The organism is Pedobacter cryophilus (assembly GCF_005116455.1).
In the GTDB taxonomy this organism is placed as follows: domain Bacteria; phylum Bacteroidota; class Bacteroidia; order Sphingobacteriales; family Sphingobacteriaceae; genus Pseudopedobacter; species Pseudopedobacter cryophilum.
The window spans coordinates 329,088-346,157 of record NZ_SWBP01000002.1; the positions used below are offsets into that span (position 1 = coordinate 329,088).

Below are 17,070 nucleotides of genomic sequence, written 5' to 3' on the forward strand. Positions count from 1 at the left end.
TTTATCTAAGATTAAATCCTGCTCATTTATGAGTGGGATTTTTTATTTAATTAAAACTTCATCAATTCAAATTTCAATTTATTTTTAATCTAAAATGTTAGCTACTGGTTTTACAAAAGATACTTTTGTTGGAGCTATGGGAACTATTGATTGGAATGCAAATTGGTGTTTTGGTCCTCCAAAAACAAATGATAAATAATTCATTTTTAATAAAGCATAAAAAAGGGGAATCCATCTAGATTCCCCTTTTTTATTAAACCTAATTATCGTTATTCTTTGGTGAAAACGGCATCATAAATAACTTTGGTGATCACTCCGTTTATGGTTTCTGTTTCTTCTTCTGAAATTACAAAGGTTTTGCCATCAAAAGATTTCAAAATAGTAGTTTCAACGTCAGTACCTTCTTTTAAAGTTAAAGTTTTGGTAGAACTGTTAAACGTATAAGTGCCTTCGCCTTCTAACTGACTATCTGTGAAAGTTTTAAACGTAGTTTCTGTAAAAAGAAGATAAGCATCGCCTTTAGAATAGTTCTCACTTGCTTTTTGTTTAGAAACACCGTTTTCAAACAGCTCTAATTTCATTTCGGTTAAATCCCAGCGTCCTTTTAAAGAGGTTACTATTGCTGAGTCGGCATCTTTTTTACAACCTTGAAATGCTAGTACTCCAATGGTTAAAATAAGTAATAAAATTTTTTTCATGTGGTTTTTTTATTTAAAGATGCCGAAAAAGTATATTCATGATTAGGGATGTAGCTAATTATTTATTTAACGGTTGTTTGATACGAGCTGAATTTTGCGTTAGCGGTGGAAGCGGCACCCCACAGCCCCAATTTTTCTTTGGGGCGAGGAGTATAGCGTACAACGCGACCCTTTTTTAGGGGAACGCCCAAAGCTGGATAATAAAAAAAATGGAATGAGTGATGAGTGAGCTGGAACTAGAAATTTTTTCCTAATTTTTCTAACATATCTTTAGGTACATCTTCCAAATCTAATATCAAAAAACCATCCAAACAATCGGCAAATTTTGGATCAATATTGAAGCAGATGATTTTTGCATTTAAGGCAATATACTGTCTTAACAAAACCGGGACTTTAATATGAGTAGTTTCTATTTCGGTAATTAAAGCGTCTAAATTTTTTAAGGAATTGCTGCTTGCTGTTAAAATATCAGCATCAATTTTAGAATAATCTACTTTAAATTTTTTGCGGGGTTTTACCATGTGTGCCATTTCATAATCAAAATGGTTGCGATAAATAAAATCTACGATTAAAGATTTTGAGAACTTGCTAAATGAATTACTGATGGAAACTGGTCCAATAAGGTATCTGTATTTTGGATGGTCAACAAGGTACTTTAAAATGCCTTTCCAAAGTAAAAATAGAGGTAAAGGTTTTTGTTGGTATTCTTTTCTAATCCATGAACGACCGAGTTCTAAGCTGTTTTTTAAAACGGGACTAAATTGAGATCTGATTTTGAACAATTCTGCGGTGTAAAATCCTTTCTTACCAAAGCTGTAAAATATTTCGTCGCCTTTACCAATTCTGTAAGCGCCCACAATCATTTTAGTTTCTGTATCCCAAATAAACAAATGATGATAGTAAATATCATATCCGTCAAGATCTGTAGATTTATTAGTTCCCTCGCCAATAGCCCTAAAAGTAATTTCTCTTAGTCTGCCAATTTCTTTAATAATATTTGGAATATTGGCTGTAGGGGTAATAAAAACTTCGTAGTTTTTTTCGGTCCAAACTTTAAAGTCTTCTCTTAACAAGGCTACTTCTTTTTCCATCAAATCTGTAGCAACAGCATTTTGTATGGGCTCTACTTTTTTCTTGACTTTAAATAGGTTTCTGGGATTAAAAATTTTCTTTTCGTTCTCTAATCCCACTCCTAAAGCATAAGTTTTAGCTCTTAAAAAAGCCATTAAACTATTGTTATTTTCGTAATTGGGAATGTTTTTTATTTGAATAGGTTTTCCTATTCTTACTTTAATGATATCTCCTTTTTTATTAAAAAGCTCTGAAGGTAACTTTGCCGTTCTTAGCGTAGGGTGAATAAGAGAGAGTAAATTAAACAACAGGCCGTTGTTACCATGAAAATAGATAGGTAAAATGGGAGCTTTTGCTTTAGATATAATTTTCCCTACCACGGGATGCCACAATTTATCAGTAATTTGTTGTTGATCTAATTTGTAGGTAGAAACTTCACCAGCCGGAAAAATACCAATAGGTGTGCCTTTGTTAAGTAGGTTTAAGGTTGTTTTTATTCCGCTGATGCTGGATGAATGATCAACATTTTCAAACGGATTTACTGCTACAAAAAAATCGCTAAGGTTGGGTATTTTTTTGAGAATAAAATTAGCCATTACCTTGGCATCAGGTCTTACACTACATAATATTTTGATGAGTATCAAACCTTCAATTCCACCGTAAGGGTGATTTGCTAGGGCTATAAAGGCACCTTCTAAAGGAATGTTTTTGAGGTCGCTTTCGCTGATTTCTACCTTAACGCCAACTAATCTTAATATTTCATCTACAAACTCTACACCTTCAAATTCGGCTGCTTTTGCAAAGGTTTCGTTAATGTCATTTATTTTCATGATTTCCATAAGCAAAGAAGCCAAACCCGGCATTCTTAGCTTATCAATATTGGTCGCTTTTGCAAATTCCTCTGAAGTGATAATTTTCATTATTTACAAATATGAATCTTTTACTTAAAAATAGACAATATCTGGTATTGTAAATATTAAATTTTTTAATGTAGATTTAATTCTTCTATCTATCTATTTATGTATCAAAAGTTTAAACAATATTTCGAAATATCAAAACGAGAATTCAAGGGGATGATGGTTTTTATCGTTATTCTGGTAATAGTTTACGCATCTCCCTATGTTTATGAGAAATTAACATTTGAGCCAGTAAAAATTACTATCGAAACGCTAAAACCAAAAATTGTTGAGATTGAAAGTTTTAAGCAGGAATCTTCTTATGGGGATCAAAACCTAAACGAGGCTGAGGAAGTTAATAAAGGAATTTTGTTTAATTTTAATCCTAATAATTTGCCTTTAGAAGATTGGGTAAAGTTAGGCTTATCAGATAAACAAGCCCGAAGTATTAAAAACTACGAAGCCAAGGGTGGTAAATTTAGAACCGTAGCAGATGTAAAAAAGATGTACGCCATTAGTAATAAGCAATTTTTAAAATTAGAGCCTTACATACAAATTCCTCAAGAAAATAAATTCTCATCATCATTTAGTGAACCCTCAAAGCCAAATGTTTTCCCTTCTAAAGAATTATCTAAAGTAGTAATTGACATAAACACGGCAGATTCTGTGCTCTTAACATCAATAAAAGGAATAGGACCTGCTTTTGCTGCCAGAATCATAAAATATAGAACTCGTTTAGGCGGCTTCCATTCCAAAGAACAATTGAAAGAAGTTTACGGCATTGATTCTACAAAATATGATCAAATTACTAACCAAACAAAAGTAGAATCAATAGCTTTAAACCAAATTAAAATCAACGAATGTACTTTTGATGAGCTTAAATTATTTCCATATTTAAGTTATAAACAAATGAATGCACTTATTGCCTATAGAAAGCAACATGGTGTTTATAAAAGTATTGATGATTTGAATAAAATTGCGATCTTAAACCCCGAAATAATTCAAAAAATCAAACCATATTTATCGTTCTAATGATTCAAGAAAGAATTAAAAATAGTTTAAGAGATGTACACGATTTCCCCAAACCCGGTATCGTTTTTAAAGACATCACACCAATTTTAAAAGATCAAAAACTGTGTTCAGAAATTGTGGATGAATTTGTAGAAAGATTGAAGCATTTAGAGTTTGATGCTATTGCTGGAATAGAAAGCAGAGGTTTTTTATTTGGATTAATGTTAGCTAATAAATTAAATAAACCATTTATCCCAATTAGAAAAGCAGGAAAACTACCTTACAAAACTATTCAGCAAAGCTATGATTTAGAATATGGGTCGGCTACAATAGAAATCCATGCTGATGCTTTTCAAGAAGGTCAAAAAATACTTATTCATGATGATCTTTTAGCAACCGGAGGCACAGTAGAGGCTACCTCTTTATTAATTCAAAAAATGAAAGGGCAAATCGCAGGCTTTTCATTCCTCATTAGTTTAAATTTTTTAAACGGAGAGCAAAAGCTAAATAAGTTTTCAAAAAATAATATTTCCTTAGCTTCATTTACTTAATATTCATTCATAAATATTAAACCCATTTTTTAGACCAAAAACCAATTTAGCTCATTTGTATCTAACTAAATAGATACAAAATAATGAATCTTAATTTACTAATTTGTCCCAAAACCAATTATTAAAAGATGAATTCAAACGCACAAGCCGTAAATGGATACAATTTTTCTGAATCAGAAAGTCAAACCATGATTGCTAAAATGGTTAAAGATTTTGCACTAAAACACATCAAGCCAAAAGTGATGGAGTGGGATGAAGCGCAAACTTTTCCAGTAGAGATATTTAAACAATTAGGAGAACTTGGTCTAATGGGTGTACTTGTACCCGAAGAATATGGCGGTTCTGGTTTAGGCTATTTCGAGTATGTAAAAGTTATAGAAGAAGTAGCTAAAGTTTGTGGCTCAATAGGTCTCTCCTTGGCGGCCCACAATTCCTTATGTACTGGCCATATCATGTATTTTGGTAACGAGGAGCAAAAAAAGAAATGGTTGCCTAAATTAGCTACCGCCGAATGGATTGGAGCTTGGGGTTTAACAGAAGCCAATACAGGTTCAGACGCTATGGGAATGAATACCACAGCTGTTCTAGACGGAGATCATTACATTGTTAACGGATCTAAAAATTGGATAACTCATGGTAAATCTGGCAATATTGCAGTAATCATGGTGCGTACCGGCGAAAAAGGAGATGCTCGTGGAATTTCTGCAATAGTGATAGAAAAAGGAACTCCAGGTTTTACCCACGGTAAAAAAGAAAATAAGTTAGGAATGAGGGCTTCCGAAACTACCGAACTTATTTTTGACAACGTTCGTGTACCTAAAGAAAATTTATTAGGTAAAGAAGGAGAGGGTTTTAAACAAGCTATGAAAATATTAGATGGAGGCCGAATTTCTATCGCAGCCTTATCTTTAGGTATCGCAAAAGGTGCTTATGAAGCCGCCTTGGCTTATTCTAAAGAGCGCCATCAGTTTGGTCAGCCTATTTCTAGTTTTCAAGGAATCGCGTTTAAATTAGCAGATATGGCTACAGAAATTGAAGCGGCAGAATTGTTAATTTACCAAGCTGCTGATATGAAGAATAAAGGCTTAAATATGACTAAGCAATCTGCAATGGCTAAGTACTTTGCCTCAGAAGTTTGCGTACGAGCGGCTACAGAAGCTATTCAAATATTTGGAGGTTACGGTTATACTAAAGATTTTCCGGTAGAAAAATTTTATAGAGATTCTAAATTATGTACCATTGGAGAAGGTACCAGCGAAATCCAAAAAGTAGTAATTGCTAGAGAAATTTTAAGATAATTTTTAAGAAAAGCAGGGTACCTACTTTCATTAGTTTCGGTAGCCCTGCTTTACCTATTCCGAAGGAATCCCTTTGGGACATATCATTTGTTTTTCCTTTCTGACATTTCCAAATCACAGGTAATCTGGGCTTTTTGTCCAATCAAGTTTATTTAACTTGGTTATATTATAGAATATAAAAAAGTTAAAATATAGAAAAATCATACTAACTGTGATTTTTCTATATTTTTATAAGGAAAATTTTATTGAGCCGAACTTTTGTTACTTCTAGTAATCAATACTAAAACCACAATAAATACAGCAATACCAATAGCCCAAACCCAAGGTTGTCCGTACCAAACAGAACCACCATTCGTATTAATATCTACTTCAACTTTCTCGGGTACATCCTGAGCAAAAGTATAAAGACTTGTAAAAGTTAATAAAATTAATGCAGCAATACCTTTCAATGGTGCATTAAGAGTTTTTTTTAGTTCCATGACTTATTTATTTAATGACTGATTTTACAACACTTTTACAATTACTACGCCAAGAAATAAATTCAAATAATTACAGGATATTTCCTCTTTAAAAATGGACTGAAAAACTTAAAACAAAATAAAAATGGATTTATTTTGAGGAAATTATATCCGTTAACTAATTAGATAAATACATTTATTACACAAATCAAAAGATGGATACATTTTATATTTATTTTTATCTAAAATCATTTAAAATGAAAGAGATTAGAATCACTAAAAGAGATGTGAAATTTTTTCTATTAGGAATATTTACATGGCTAATAATTGTAGCCATTTGGGATTGGAAAGGAGTTAAGAGCGATCTTATTGAGGGATATAAGGCTGGTTTTTCTGACTCAAAAAAATAACAAATCAAATTTCTTTTATAATTACATTCATTTAATTACCTTTGCATCCCCAACAGAATTATAAAAGGGATAGAAAGGTGGTATTTAACAAATGATCATTATCAATGTAAAAGATGGCGAATCAATTGACAGAGCATTAAAACGCTTTAAAAAAAAATTCGAGAAAACAGGTGTTTTAAGAGAACTTCGCAGTCGTCAAGCTTATGAGAAAAAATCTGTAGCTAGAAGAATGGAAGTAAAACATGCCATCTACGTTCAAGACATGAACAAAGAAGCTTAATCTTTTAGATTAAATATTCTTTCAATATATAAACTATTTGTATATTCACTTTTGGGGATATATAAATAGTTTTTATGTTTTTAGAGCAGTTTTTAAAATATTTACAATACGAAAAAAGGTACTCCCCGCATACCTTAACTGCCTATAAAAATGACCTTTTTCAATTCTCGCAATTTCTTAAATCCGTTGATACAGAAATTCAATTAGCTAATCATCAAATTATTAGGTCATGGATTGTTTTTTTGATGGATGAGGATATTGATCCTCGTTCTATAAACAGAAAAGTATCTACTTTAAGATCGTTTTATAAATTTCTACTCAAGGAAAAAATTGTAGAAGAAAACCCTGTGTTAAAAATTCAGACTCCTAAGGTTGCCAAAAAACTTCCAACATTTATTTCAGACGATAAGTTAACTGGGTTATTAGATGCGAAGGTTTTTGAGGATTATTTTTCTGGATTGAGAGATAAATTGATTATCGAGCTTCTTTTTGGTACCGGTATCCGTTTAAGCGAACTGTTAGGAATTACAGAAAAGGATATTTACTTAGCAGAGAAAACATTAAAAGTATTAGGAAAAAGAAATAAAGAAAGAATAATTCCTATTAATTATTCTCTAATTAACTTACTTGATAAATACATTGTGGAAAAAAAGATTCAAGGTTTTTCCAATAACTCAGCTGTTTTAATCGTTACAAACAGTGGATTACCTGCATATTCTAAATTTATTTATAGAGCTGTGCAAAAATATTTAACAATGATATCTACTCAGGAAAAGAAAAGCCCTCATGTACTTAGGCATTCTTTTGCAACCAGTCTTTTAAACAAGGGTGCAGATATCAACGCAATTAAAGACTTGTTAGGTCATGCTAACTTAGCGGCCACTCAAGTTTATACCCACAATTCAATTGAAAGGCTTAAATCAATTTATAAACAGGCTCATCCAAAAGCCTAAAACAAGGAGGAAAAATGAAAATCGTAATTCAATCAATCCATTTTGATGCTGATCAGAAATTATTAGCATTCATCCAAAAAAAAGTAGACAAACTTGATCAATACTATGATCAAATTATTAATGGTGAGGTTTATCTAAAGGTCGACAACGTCACAGAGGAAACAAATAAAATTGTAGAAATTAAATTGATCATTCCCGGGAGTATTTTATTTGCTAAAGAAGAATGTAAGACTTTTGAAGAAGCAACTGATCTTTCGGTAGAGTCTTTACGTAAGCAAATAAGGAAATTCAAAGAAAAACTAAGATCTCATGAAAGTAACCACAAAGAAATAGTTAATCAGATATTAGATTAAAATATAGATAAACTGTTGTTTAACAAAGCCTTTTAAATATAAAATTCGATGAATATAAAATTCATCGAATTTTTTTTGAAAAAAATTTTGTTCAAGTATTAATTTTCGTAGTTTTGCAGTCCCTTAAGCAAATGATATTTGTGAAAAAGGAAAAAGTTCTTTAAAATTCTTGAAAAACGCCTCCTTAGCTCAGCTGGTAGAGCAACTGACTTGTAATCAGTAGGTCATTGGTTCGATCCCGATAGGAGGCTCATTCTAATTTTAGAATGATAGATTTTAAAATTGCTATTTGAAAAAATTGTAATTTTTTTTCGTTCAATCAAAAATAGAAGATGGGGGGATTCCAGAGCGGTCAAATGGGACGGACTGTAAATCCGTTACTTCGGTTTCGAAGGTTCGAATCCTTCTCCCCCCACCATTAAATTATTTGAATATCAAATAATTTAAATTGCGAAAGTAGCTCAGTTGGTAGAGCGATAGCCTTCCAAGCTATAGGTCGCGAGTTCGAACCTCGTCTTTCGCTCAATATGTTTACGAGTTACGATTAACGAATTCAGATTCGTAAGTCCAAGATCGGCAATCGTAAATGAAAAGCCGATGTAGCTCAGCGGTAGAGCACTTCCTTGGTAAGGAAGAGGTCAAGGGTTCAAGTCCCTTCATTGGCTCGTTAGAGTTTATAAAGAAAAATATATAAAATTAACCTACTAATAAGTATAAAATCATGGCAAAAGAAAAATTTGACCGTAGTAAACCACACTTAAACATCGGTACAATCGGTCACGTTGACCACGGTAAAACTACGTTAACTGCAGCTATCACTAAAGTTTTAGCAGATGCAGGTTATTCAGAAGCTCGTTCATTTGATTCAATTGATTCAGCTCCTGAAGAAAAAGAAAGAGGTATCACTATTAACACAGCTCACGTAGAATATTCTACAGCTAACCGTCACTATGCTCACGTTGACTGTCCAGGTCACGCGGATTATGTGAAGAACATGGTTACAGGTGCTGCGCAAATGGATGGTGCTATTATCGTAGTAGCTTCAACTGATGGTCCTATGCCTCAAACTCGTGAGCACATTTTGTTAGCTCGCCAGGTTGGTGTTCCATCTCTTGTTGTTTTTATGAACAAAGTAGATATGGTTGATGATCCAGAATTACTAGAATTAGTAGAAATGGAGATTCGTGAACTTTTATCTTTCTATAATTTCCCTGGTGATGATATTCCTGTTATTCAAGGTTCTGCATTAGGCGGATTAAATGGAGACCCAAAATGGGTTGGTAAAATTCTTGAACTAATGGAAGCGGTTGATAATTACATTCCAATTCCACCAAGATTAACTGAACTTCCTTTCTTAATGCCAGTTGAAGATGTTTTCTCTATTACAGGTCGTGGTACAGTGGCTACAGGTCGTATAGAAAGAGGAATTATCAATTCTGGAGAAGGTGTTGATATCTTAGGTATGGGTGCTGAAAACTTAAAGTCTACAGTAACTGGAGTTGAGATGTTCCGTAAAATATTAGACAGAGGTGAAGCAGGTGATAACGTAGGTTTATTGTTACGTGGTATTGAAAAAACTGATATCCGTCGTGGTATGGTTATTTGTAAGCCAGGTTCAGTAACTCCTCACACAGATTTCAAAGCTGAGGTTTACGTATTATCAAAAGCAGAAGGTGGACGTCACACTCCATTCTTTAACAAATACCGTCCTCAATTTTACTTCAGAACAACAGATGTAACAGGTGAAATTACATTACAAGAAGGAGTAGAAATGGTTATGCCAGGTGATAACGTTACTATCAATGTAGTATTAATTAATGCTATTGCGATGGAAAAAGGTTTACGTTTCGCTATCCGTGAAGGTGGTAGAACAGTAGGTGCTGGTCAGGTAACTGAAATCGTTAAATAATAATTTTTAATTACCCTTATGGGTTTTTAAATGAGAAAGTACTTAGGAAAATACTCCTAAGTACTTTTTATCTAATAAAAGTTTAGGTTTCTAAAATTAATAAACGGGAATAGTTCAACGGTAGAATAGAGGTCTCCAAAACCTTTGATCAGGGTTCGAATCCTTGTTCCCGTGCTAACGCGAAAATAAGAATGGCTAGTTTTGCAGAATATTTAAAAGAATCATACATAGAACTTACTGAAAAAGTAAGTTGGCCTACTTGGAGTGAATTACAAAACAGTGCTGTAATTACTCTTGTTGCCTCTTTAATCATTGCATTGATTATTTTAGCAATGGATGAGTCAGCTGGAAACTTATTAAAGTTAATGTACAAATCATTTGCATAATATATAGAGCATGAGCGATCAGTTGAAATGGTATGTAGTAAGAGCAGTTAGTGGTAAAGAAAAGAAAGTTAAGCAATATATAGATGCAGAGATAAGTCGCTTAGGTTTAACTCATTTGGTTCCTCAGGTATTAATACCGATGGAGAAATACTACCAGATGCGTGATGGCAAAAAAATTGCGAAAGAAAGAAATTTCTATCCAGGATATGTTCTTATTGAAACTGCATTAAACGCAGAATTAGAGCAGATCATTAAAAGCGTAAATAGTGTAATTGGTTTTTTAGGAGATAAAAGCGGAAACGCAGTTCCTTTAAGACCAGCCGAAGTGAACAGGATATTAGGCAAGGTTGATGAAATGGCGGAGCAAGGTGAAATGATGAATGTACCTTATTACGTAGGGGAAAATATCAAAGTAATGGATGGGCCTTTCAACGGATTTTCTGGCGTAATTGAAGAAGTTAACGAGGAAAAGAAAAAATTAAAGGTAATGGTTAAGATTTTTGGTAGAAGAACACCTTTAGAACTTAACTATATGCAAGTAGAAAAAGAATAAATAAAGTATCAAAATTTGAAGTATCAAGCATCAAGATTTAATGTCTTGTCTCTTGATATTTTCTAATTGATACTAACAAGATCTTAAATGTTACAAATGCTTCCACATTATTAACGTTGAGAAATAAATAAATAAACAAATGGCAAAAGAAGTCAGTGCGTTAATCAAATTACAAATCAAAGGAGGAGCGGCAAATCCATCTCCACCAGTTGGTCCTGCATTAGGAGCAAAAGGTGTGAATATCATGGAATTTTGCAAGCAATTTAACGCTCGTACCCAAGATAAGCCAGGCAAAATTCTTCCTGTTGTAATTACCGTTTATGCAGACAAGTCATTCGATTTTATCATTAAAAATCCACCAGTTGCAATCCAGTTAATGGAAGTTGCAAATTTAAAAAGTGGATCAGCAGAATCTAACCGTAAAAAAGTTGCCAAGATTACTTGGGAACAAGTTGAGGTTATTGCAAAAGATAAAATGCCTGATTTAAATGCATTCACAGTAGAATCAGCAATGAAGATGGTTGCAGGAACCGCCCGTAGTATGGGTATAAACGTTACAGGTGATGCACCCTGGAATAATTAATTAACAAAAATAAGTAAAAGACAGTGGCAAGATTAACAAAAAATCAAAAGACGGCACTTTCCAAACTTGAGGCTGGTAAAGCTTATTCCTTAAAGGATGCAGCTGCCTTGGTAAAAGATATCACCATCGCCAAATTCGATTCATCAGTAGATATTGATGTTCGTTTAGGAGTTGATCCGCGTAAAGCGAATCAAATGGTTCGTGGTATTGCAACTTTACCTCATGGTACCGGTAAAACAGTACGCGTTTTAGCTTTAGTAACACCTGATAAGGAAGAAGAAGCGAAAGCAGCGGGTGCTGATTTTGTAGGTTTGGATGAGTATATAGCTAAGATTGAGAGTGGGTGGACAGATGTCGATATTATTATTACTACTCCTAGCTGTATGGCTAAGGTAGGAAAGTTAGGTCGTATATTAGGTCCGCGTAATTTGATGCCAAATCCTAAATCAGGAACTGTAACTCCAAATGTTGGACAAGCAGTTACCGATGTTAAGGCTGGTAAAATCGACTTCAAAGTTGATAAAACAGGTATCATTCATTGCTCAATAGGTAAAGTATCTTTCGCTTCTGATAAGATTTATGAAAATGCTTTAGAAGTTCTTCAAATTATTTCAAAATTGAAGCCTTCTGCTGCTAAAGGAACATACTTTAAGAGTATTCACATCTCTTCTACTATGTCTCCAGGGATTGAAATAGAAACTAAATCAGTAGCGGGAATTTAATATTATGAGAAAAGAAGAAAAACACGAAGTTGTTTCTGCTTTAACTGAGAAAATGAAAGAGTACGGTAATTTTTATATTACTGACACTTCTAGTTTATCGGTTGCGAAAATCAATAATATTCGCCGTAAATGTTTTGAGAACGAAATTGGAATGCAAGTAGTTAAGAATACGCTTATCAGAAAAGCTCTAGAGCAATTAGATGGCGATGTAACTCCTTTGTTCGACGTTCTTAAAGGTTCATCATCAATCATGTTCTCAACAAATGCTAATGCTCCGGCTAAGCTGATTAAAGAATTGAGAAAAGGTAAGAATGAGAAACCAGTTTTAAAAGCAGCTTATGTAGATTCAGCTGTTTTCATTGGCGATAACCAATTAGATGCATTAGTAAATCTTAAATCAAGAGAACAACTTATTGGTGATATCATTGGATTATTACAGTCTCCAGCTAAAAATGTTATTTCAGCATTACAGTCTGGCGGAAACAAATTGGCAGGTATTGTCAAAACTTTACAAGAAAGAGAAGGTTAACCAAACACCTCAAGTTTGGAGTAAATTATTAATTAGTAAAAATTTAAAATTTAAATATAATGGCGGATTTAAAGGCGTTTGCTGAACAACTAGTAAACCTAACAGTTAAAGAAGTTAACGAGTTAGCTCAAATATTGAAAGACGAGTACGGTATTGAACCAGCTGCTGCTGCAGTTGCTATTGCTGGACCAGCTGCTGCTGAAGCTCCTGCTGCTGAAGAGAAAACATCTTTTGATGTAATCTTGAAAGAAGCTGGTGGTTCTAAGTTAGCAGTAGTGAAATTAGTTAAAGACCTTACAGGTCTTGGACTAAAAGAAGCAAAAGATTTAGTTGATGGTGCACCAAAAGAATTAAAAGTAGGTGTTACTAAAGACGAAGCAGAAGCTTTGAAGAAGCAGCTTGAAGAAGCTGGAGCTGTTGTTGAGATCAAGTAATTCATTACCCCTCAATAAAAAATAGCCTTAAACTCCATCCTCAAAAGAGGATAGGAGTTTATGGCTTTTGGTGTATATCACCAAAATATACTGAACATAGGTTCAGTTTTAATCGAATTTTCGGTTTAACTAAAATTTAAGACCCTTGGCAAACAAAAGCAATCAAAGGATAAACTTTGCTCAAAGTAAGCATGTGTTAGATTATCCTGATTTTCTGGATGTACAAATCCAATCGTTCAAGGAATTCTTTCAGCTAGAAACCACCTCAGATAACCGTCACACCGAAGGATTATTTCAGGTATTTGCTGAAAACTTTCCGATCTCTGATTCAAGAAACATTTTCGTTTTAGAATTTTTGGATTATTTTATTGACCCACCTCGTTATGACATTCATGAGTGTATAGAGCGTGGATTAACTTATAGTGTTCCTCTCAAGGCTAAACTTCGTTTGTCTTGTAATGATGAAGAACATGAAGATTTTGAAACTATCGTTCAGGATGTTTATTTAGGAACTATTCCTTATATGACTCCAAAAGGTACTTTCGTAATTAATGGCGCTGAGCGTGTAATTGTATCTCAATTACACCGTTCTCCGGGTGTGTTCTTCGGCGTAAGTCGTCACACTAACGGAAGCAAGTTATATTCTGCCCGTGTAATTCCTTTCAAAGGATCATGGATTGAATTTGCAACAGACGTTAATAACGTGATGTATGCTTACATTGATCGTAAGAAAAAATTCCCAGTAACTACATTATTAAGAGCAATTGGCTATGATTCTGATAAAGATATCTTAGAATTATTTGATCTTGCTGATGAAGTAAAAGTAAGTAAGTCTGGCTTGAAAAAGTATGTAGGACGTAAACTTGCTGCAAGGGTACTTAAAAAATGGGTGGAAGATTTTGTTGATGAGGATACAGGTGAAGTGGTATCTATTGACAGAAATGAGATCATTCTTGAAAGAGAAACCATTTTAGAAGAAGATCAAATTGATATGATTGTTGATGCAGGTGTGAAAACTTTAATCCTTTCTAAGGAAGATGGTAACACTGGCGATTACACAATTATTTATAATACGCTACAAAAAGATACTTCCAATTCTGCAAAAGAAGCGGTTGAACATATATATAGACAATTACGTAACGCCGAACCACCTGATGAGGAAACTGCTCGTGGTATCATAGATCGTTTATTCTTTTCAGATAAACGTTATGATTTAGGAGACGTAGGTCGTTACAGAATCAATCGTAAATTAAAAATGGATACACCAGTTGAAACTAAGGTTTTAACTAAGTTAGATATTATTGCGATTGTTAAATACTTGATCAAATTAATTAACTCAAAAGAAGATGTTGATGATATTGATCACTTGTCAAACAGAAGAGTAAGAACTGTTGGAGAACAATTATATGCACAGTTTGGTGTAGGTTTAGCTCGTATGGCTAGAACCATCCGTGAGCGTATGAATATTCGTGATAACGAAGTGTTTACCCCAACAGATTTAATTAATGCTCGTACATTATCTTCTGTTATCAACTCATTCTTTGGTACTAACCAATTATCTCAATTTATGGATCAAACCAATCCATTAGCTGAGATTACACACAAACGTCGTTTGTCAGCTTTAGGGCCAGGTGGTTTATCAAGAGAAAGAGCTGGTTTTGAGGTTCGTGACGTTCACTATACTCACTACGGTCGTTTATGTACCATTGAAACACCTGAAGGACCAAACATTGGATTAATTTCTTCACTTTGTGTTCATGCTAAAATTAACAGTTTAGGTTTCATTGAAACACCTTATCGTAAAGTTAATGACGGTAATGTAGTAATGGATCAACCGGTTGTTTATTTAAGTGCTGAAGATGAAGACGGAATGACGATTGCGCAAGCAAACGCTCAGTACAGTGATGCAGGTATTTTTGATGATGATAGAGTAAAAGCTAGATATGAGGGTGATTTTCCAGTAATTGAGCCTAAAAAATTAGATTATATTGATATTGCACCAAATCAAATTACTTCTATTGCAGCGTCTTTAATTCCTTTCTTGGAACATGATGATGCGAATAGAGCTTTGATGGGATCTAACATGCAACGTCAGGCTGTTCCTTTATTACGTCCTCAAGCTCCAATTGTTGGAACCGGATTAGAAGGAAGAGTAGCTCGTGATTCAAGAACACTGATCAACGCCGAAGGTAATGGTGTTGTTGAATATGTTGATGCTAATAAAATCACCATCAGATACGAAAGAAATGATGACGAAAGATTAGTGTCTTTTGATGGAGAATCTAAGAGTTACAACTTAATTAAGTTTAAGAAAACTAACCAAAGTACTTGTATTAACTTAAAGCCAATTGTTAAAAAAGGGCAAAGAGTTGAAAAAGGACAAGTATTATGTGAAGGTTATGCTACGCAAGATGGAGAATTAGCATTAGGTATCAACTTAAAAGTTGCATTCATGCCTTGGCAAGGATATAACTTTGAGGATGCGATTGTAATCTCTGAAAGAGTAGTTTCTCAGGATATTTTTACTTCTCTTCATATTGAAGAATTTGAATTAGAAGTTAGAGATACCAAAAGAGGAGAAGAAGAATTAACTCCAGATATTCCTAACGTTTCTGAAGAAGCAACTAAAGATTTAGATGAAAACGGAATCATTAGAGTTGGAGCAGATGTTCAAGAAGGTGATATTTTAATTGGTAAAATTACTCCTAAGGGAGAATCAGACCCTTCGCCAGAAGAAAAATTACTAAGAGCAATTTTTGGTGATAAAGCTGGTGATGTTAAAGATGCATCTTTGAAAACTCCTCCATCTATTAAAGGTGTAGTTATCGATACTAAATTATTCTCAAGAGCAAAGAAAACTTCTAAAGCAGAAGAAAAAGCAATGCTAGAGAAGTTAGATGCTAAACATGAAAAAGCGGTTAGAGAACTAAGAGAAAATTTAGTTGAAAAATTATTCACTATAGTAAACGGAAAAACTTCTCAAGGAGTTTTCAATGTTTACAAGGAATTATTAATAGCTAAAGGAGTGAAGTTTACTCAGAAGCTGTTAATGGAATTAGATTATAACCATATCAATCCAACAAAATGGACAACTGATGATGATAAAAATGATTTAATTAAAACCTTGTTACACAACTTCGGTATCAAAACTAACGAAGAGTTAGGAGCGTACAGAAGAGATAAGTTTGCAATTAGTGTTGGAGATGAATTACCATCAGGTATAGTTCAGATGGCTAAAGTTTATGTTGCTAAGAAACGTAAATTGAAAGTTGGTGATAAAATGGCTGGTCGTCACGGTAATAAAGGTATTGTTGCCAGAATTGTTCGTGATGAAGATATGCCATTCCTTTCTGATGGAACACCGGTAGATATCGTTTTAAATCCACTAGGCGTACCTTCTCGTATGAACTTAGGACAGATTTACGAAACTGTTTTAGGATGGGCAGGTAAAGAATTAGGATTGAAATTTGCAACTCCAATTTTTGATGGTGCTTCTCATGATGAAGTTGAAGCATACGTGAAACAGGCAGGTGTACCAGAATCTGGAAGAACTTACTTATACAACGGTTTAACAGGTGAGCGTTTTGATCAACACACTACAGTAGGTATTATTTATATGCTTAAACTGGGTCACATGGTTGATGATAAGATGCATGCTCGTTCAATAGGGCCGTACTCATTAATTACACAACAACCATTGGGTGGTAAAGCTCAATTTGGAGGTCAGCGTTTTGGTGAGATGGAGGTTTGGGCATTAGAAGCATTTGGTGCATCTAATATTCTACAAGAAATCTTAACTGTTAAATCTGATGATGTGGTAGGTAGAGCTAAAACTTACGAGGCTATCGTAAAAGGCGAAAATCTTCCAACTCCAGGTGTTCCTGAATCATTCAATGTATTGGTTCACGAATTAAGAGGTTTAGGATTAGATATTACATTAGACTAATAAGTTAAAAGTTTAAGGTTGAAAGATAA

The 17,070-nt window shown here is 33.8% G+C and carries 18 protein-coding genes and 5 tRNA genes; 20 read left to right on the forward strand and 3 right to left on the reverse strand.

The annotated features are described in order from the left end of the window. Positions 1–269: 269 nt before the first annotated feature. Together FA046_RS06645 and FA046_RS06650 are read right to left on the reverse strand one after the other, a co-directional pair. Positions 270–698 (reverse strand): hypothetical protein, encoded by a 429-nt coding sequence (locus FA046_RS06645; protein WP_136825607.1) that lies wholly within the window; start codon positions 696–698, stop codon positions 270–272. 236 nt (positions 699–934) lie between these two features. Next, positions 935–2,689: a lysophospholipid acyltransferase family protein gene (locus tag FA046_RS06650; RefSeq protein WP_136825608.1), complete on the reverse strand. Its 1,755-nt coding sequence runs from the start codon at positions 2,687–2,689 to the stop codon at positions 935–937. 153 nt (positions 2,690–2,842) lie between these two features. Between FA046_RS06650 and FA046_RS06655 the strand changes: the two genes are divergently transcribed. From FA046_RS06655 to FA046_RS06665, 3 genes are all read left to right on the forward strand, one after another. Beyond that, entirely contained in the window at positions 2,843–3,697 is an 855-nt protein-coding gene (locus tag FA046_RS06655; protein ID WP_169303319.1) for a ComEA family DNA-binding protein, read from the forward strand. Next, positions 3,697–4,227 (forward strand): adenine phosphoribosyltransferase, encoded by a 531-nt coding sequence (locus tag FA046_RS06660; protein WP_136825610.1) that lies wholly within the window; start codon positions 3,697–3,699, stop codon positions 4,225–4,227. Before FA046_RS06655 ends, FA046_RS06660 begins: the two co-directional genes overlap by 1 nt. Positions 4,228–4,355: 128 nt before the next feature. Further along, positions 4,356–5,525, forward strand: a complete 1,170-nt coding sequence (locus FA046_RS06665) for an acyl-CoA dehydrogenase (RefSeq protein WP_136825611.1) — start codon at positions 4,356–4,358, stop codon at positions 5,523–5,525. 242 nt (positions 5,526–5,767) lie between these two features. Here the strand turns inward: FA046_RS06665 and FA046_RS06670 are convergent, their stop codons facing one another. Then, positions 5,768–6,004 carry a hypothetical protein gene (locus FA046_RS06670; protein WP_136825612.1) on the reverse strand — a complete coding sequence of 79 codons (237 nt, stop codon included), beginning with the start codon at positions 6,002–6,004 and terminating at the stop codon, positions 5,768–5,770. 236 nt (positions 6,005–6,240) lie between these two features. On the opposite strand from FA046_RS06670, the gene FA046_RS17230 reads away from it, so the two are divergent. From FA046_RS17230 to rpoB, 17 genes are all read left to right on the forward strand, one after another. Then, on the forward strand, positions 6,241–6,393 hold the full coding sequence (locus FA046_RS17230) for a hypothetical protein (RefSeq protein ID WP_169303320.1): 153 nt from the start codon (positions 6,241–6,243) through the stop codon (positions 6,391–6,393). Positions 6,394–6,484: 91 nt separating this feature from the next. Next, positions 6,485–6,673 carry a 30S ribosomal protein S21 gene (rpsU, locus tag FA046_RS06675; protein ID WP_136825613.1) on the forward strand — a complete coding sequence of 63 codons (189 nt, stop codon included), beginning with the start codon at positions 6,485–6,487 and terminating at the stop codon, positions 6,671–6,673. Between the two features lie 74 nt (positions 6,674–6,747). Then, positions 6,748–7,626 (forward strand): tyrosine-type recombinase/integrase, encoded by an 879-nt coding sequence (locus FA046_RS06680; RefSeq protein WP_136825614.1) that lies wholly within the window; start codon positions 6,748–6,750, stop codon positions 7,624–7,626. A gap of 14 nt (positions 7,627–7,640) precedes the next feature. Next, on the forward strand, positions 7,641–7,979 hold the full coding sequence (gene hpf, locus FA046_RS06685; protein ID WP_136825615.1) for a ribosome hibernation-promoting factor, HPF/YfiA family: 339 nt from the start codon (positions 7,641–7,643) through the stop codon (positions 7,977–7,979). Positions 7,980–8,157: 178 nt separating this feature from the next. Continuing rightward, a tRNA-Thr gene (locus FA046_RS06690) sits at positions 8,158–8,230 on the forward strand. Between the two features lie 83 nt (positions 8,231–8,313). Next, positions 8,314–8,397: transfer RNA gene (locus tag FA046_RS06695), tRNA-Tyr, on the forward strand. A 32-nt stretch (positions 8,398–8,429) separates the two neighbouring features. Continuing rightward, positions 8,430–8,502 (forward strand) — tRNA-Gly (locus FA046_RS06700). 70 nt (positions 8,503–8,572) lie between these two features. Then, positions 8,573–8,644: transfer RNA gene (locus FA046_RS06705), tRNA-Thr, on the forward strand. Positions 8,645–8,700: 56 nt separating this feature from the next. Then, positions 8,701–9,888: an elongation factor Tu gene (tuf, locus tag FA046_RS06710; protein ID WP_136825616.1), complete on the forward strand. Its 1,188-nt coding sequence runs from the start codon at positions 8,701–8,703 to the stop codon at positions 9,886–9,888. Positions 9,889–9,991: 103 nt separating this feature from the next. Continuing rightward, positions 9,992–10,062, forward strand: a tRNA-Trp gene (locus FA046_RS06715). Between the two features lie 17 nt (positions 10,063–10,079). Continuing rightward, entirely contained in the window at positions 10,080–10,274 is a 195-nt protein-coding gene (gene secE, locus FA046_RS06720; RefSeq protein ID WP_136825617.1) for a preprotein translocase subunit SecE, read from the forward strand. A gap of 10 nt (positions 10,275–10,284) precedes the next feature. Further along, entirely contained in the window at positions 10,285–10,827 is a 543-nt protein-coding gene (gene nusG, locus FA046_RS06725) for a transcription termination/antitermination protein NusG (RefSeq protein ID WP_136825618.1), read from the forward strand. Positions 10,828–10,966: 139 nt separating this feature from the next. Further along, positions 10,967–11,410, forward strand: coding sequence for a 50S ribosomal protein L11 (gene rplK / locus FA046_RS06730; protein WP_136825619.1), 444 nt, complete (start codon positions 10,967–10,969; stop codon positions 11,408–11,410). A gap of 23 nt (positions 11,411–11,433) precedes the next feature. Continuing rightward, entirely contained in the window at positions 11,434–12,132 is a 699-nt protein-coding gene (gene rplA, locus FA046_RS06735) for a 50S ribosomal protein L1 (protein ID WP_136825620.1), read from the forward strand. Between the two features lie 4 nt (positions 12,133–12,136). After that, positions 12,137–12,661: a 50S ribosomal protein L10 gene (rplJ, locus tag FA046_RS06740; RefSeq protein ID WP_136825621.1), complete on the forward strand. Its 525-nt coding sequence runs from the start codon at positions 12,137–12,139 to the stop codon at positions 12,659–12,661. Positions 12,662–12,720: 59 nt separating this feature from the next. Beyond that, entirely contained in the window at positions 12,721–13,095 is a 375-nt protein-coding gene (rplL, locus tag FA046_RS06745; protein ID WP_136825622.1) for a 50S ribosomal protein L7/L12, read from the forward strand. A 145-nt stretch (positions 13,096–13,240) separates the two neighbouring features. Beyond that, complete coding sequence (gene rpoB, locus FA046_RS06750) at positions 13,241–17,041, forward strand: DNA-directed RNA polymerase subunit beta (RefSeq protein WP_136825623.1); 3,801 nt, start codon at positions 13,241–13,243, stop codon at positions 17,039–17,041. The last annotated feature ends 29 nt before the right edge of the window (positions 17,042–17,070 follow it).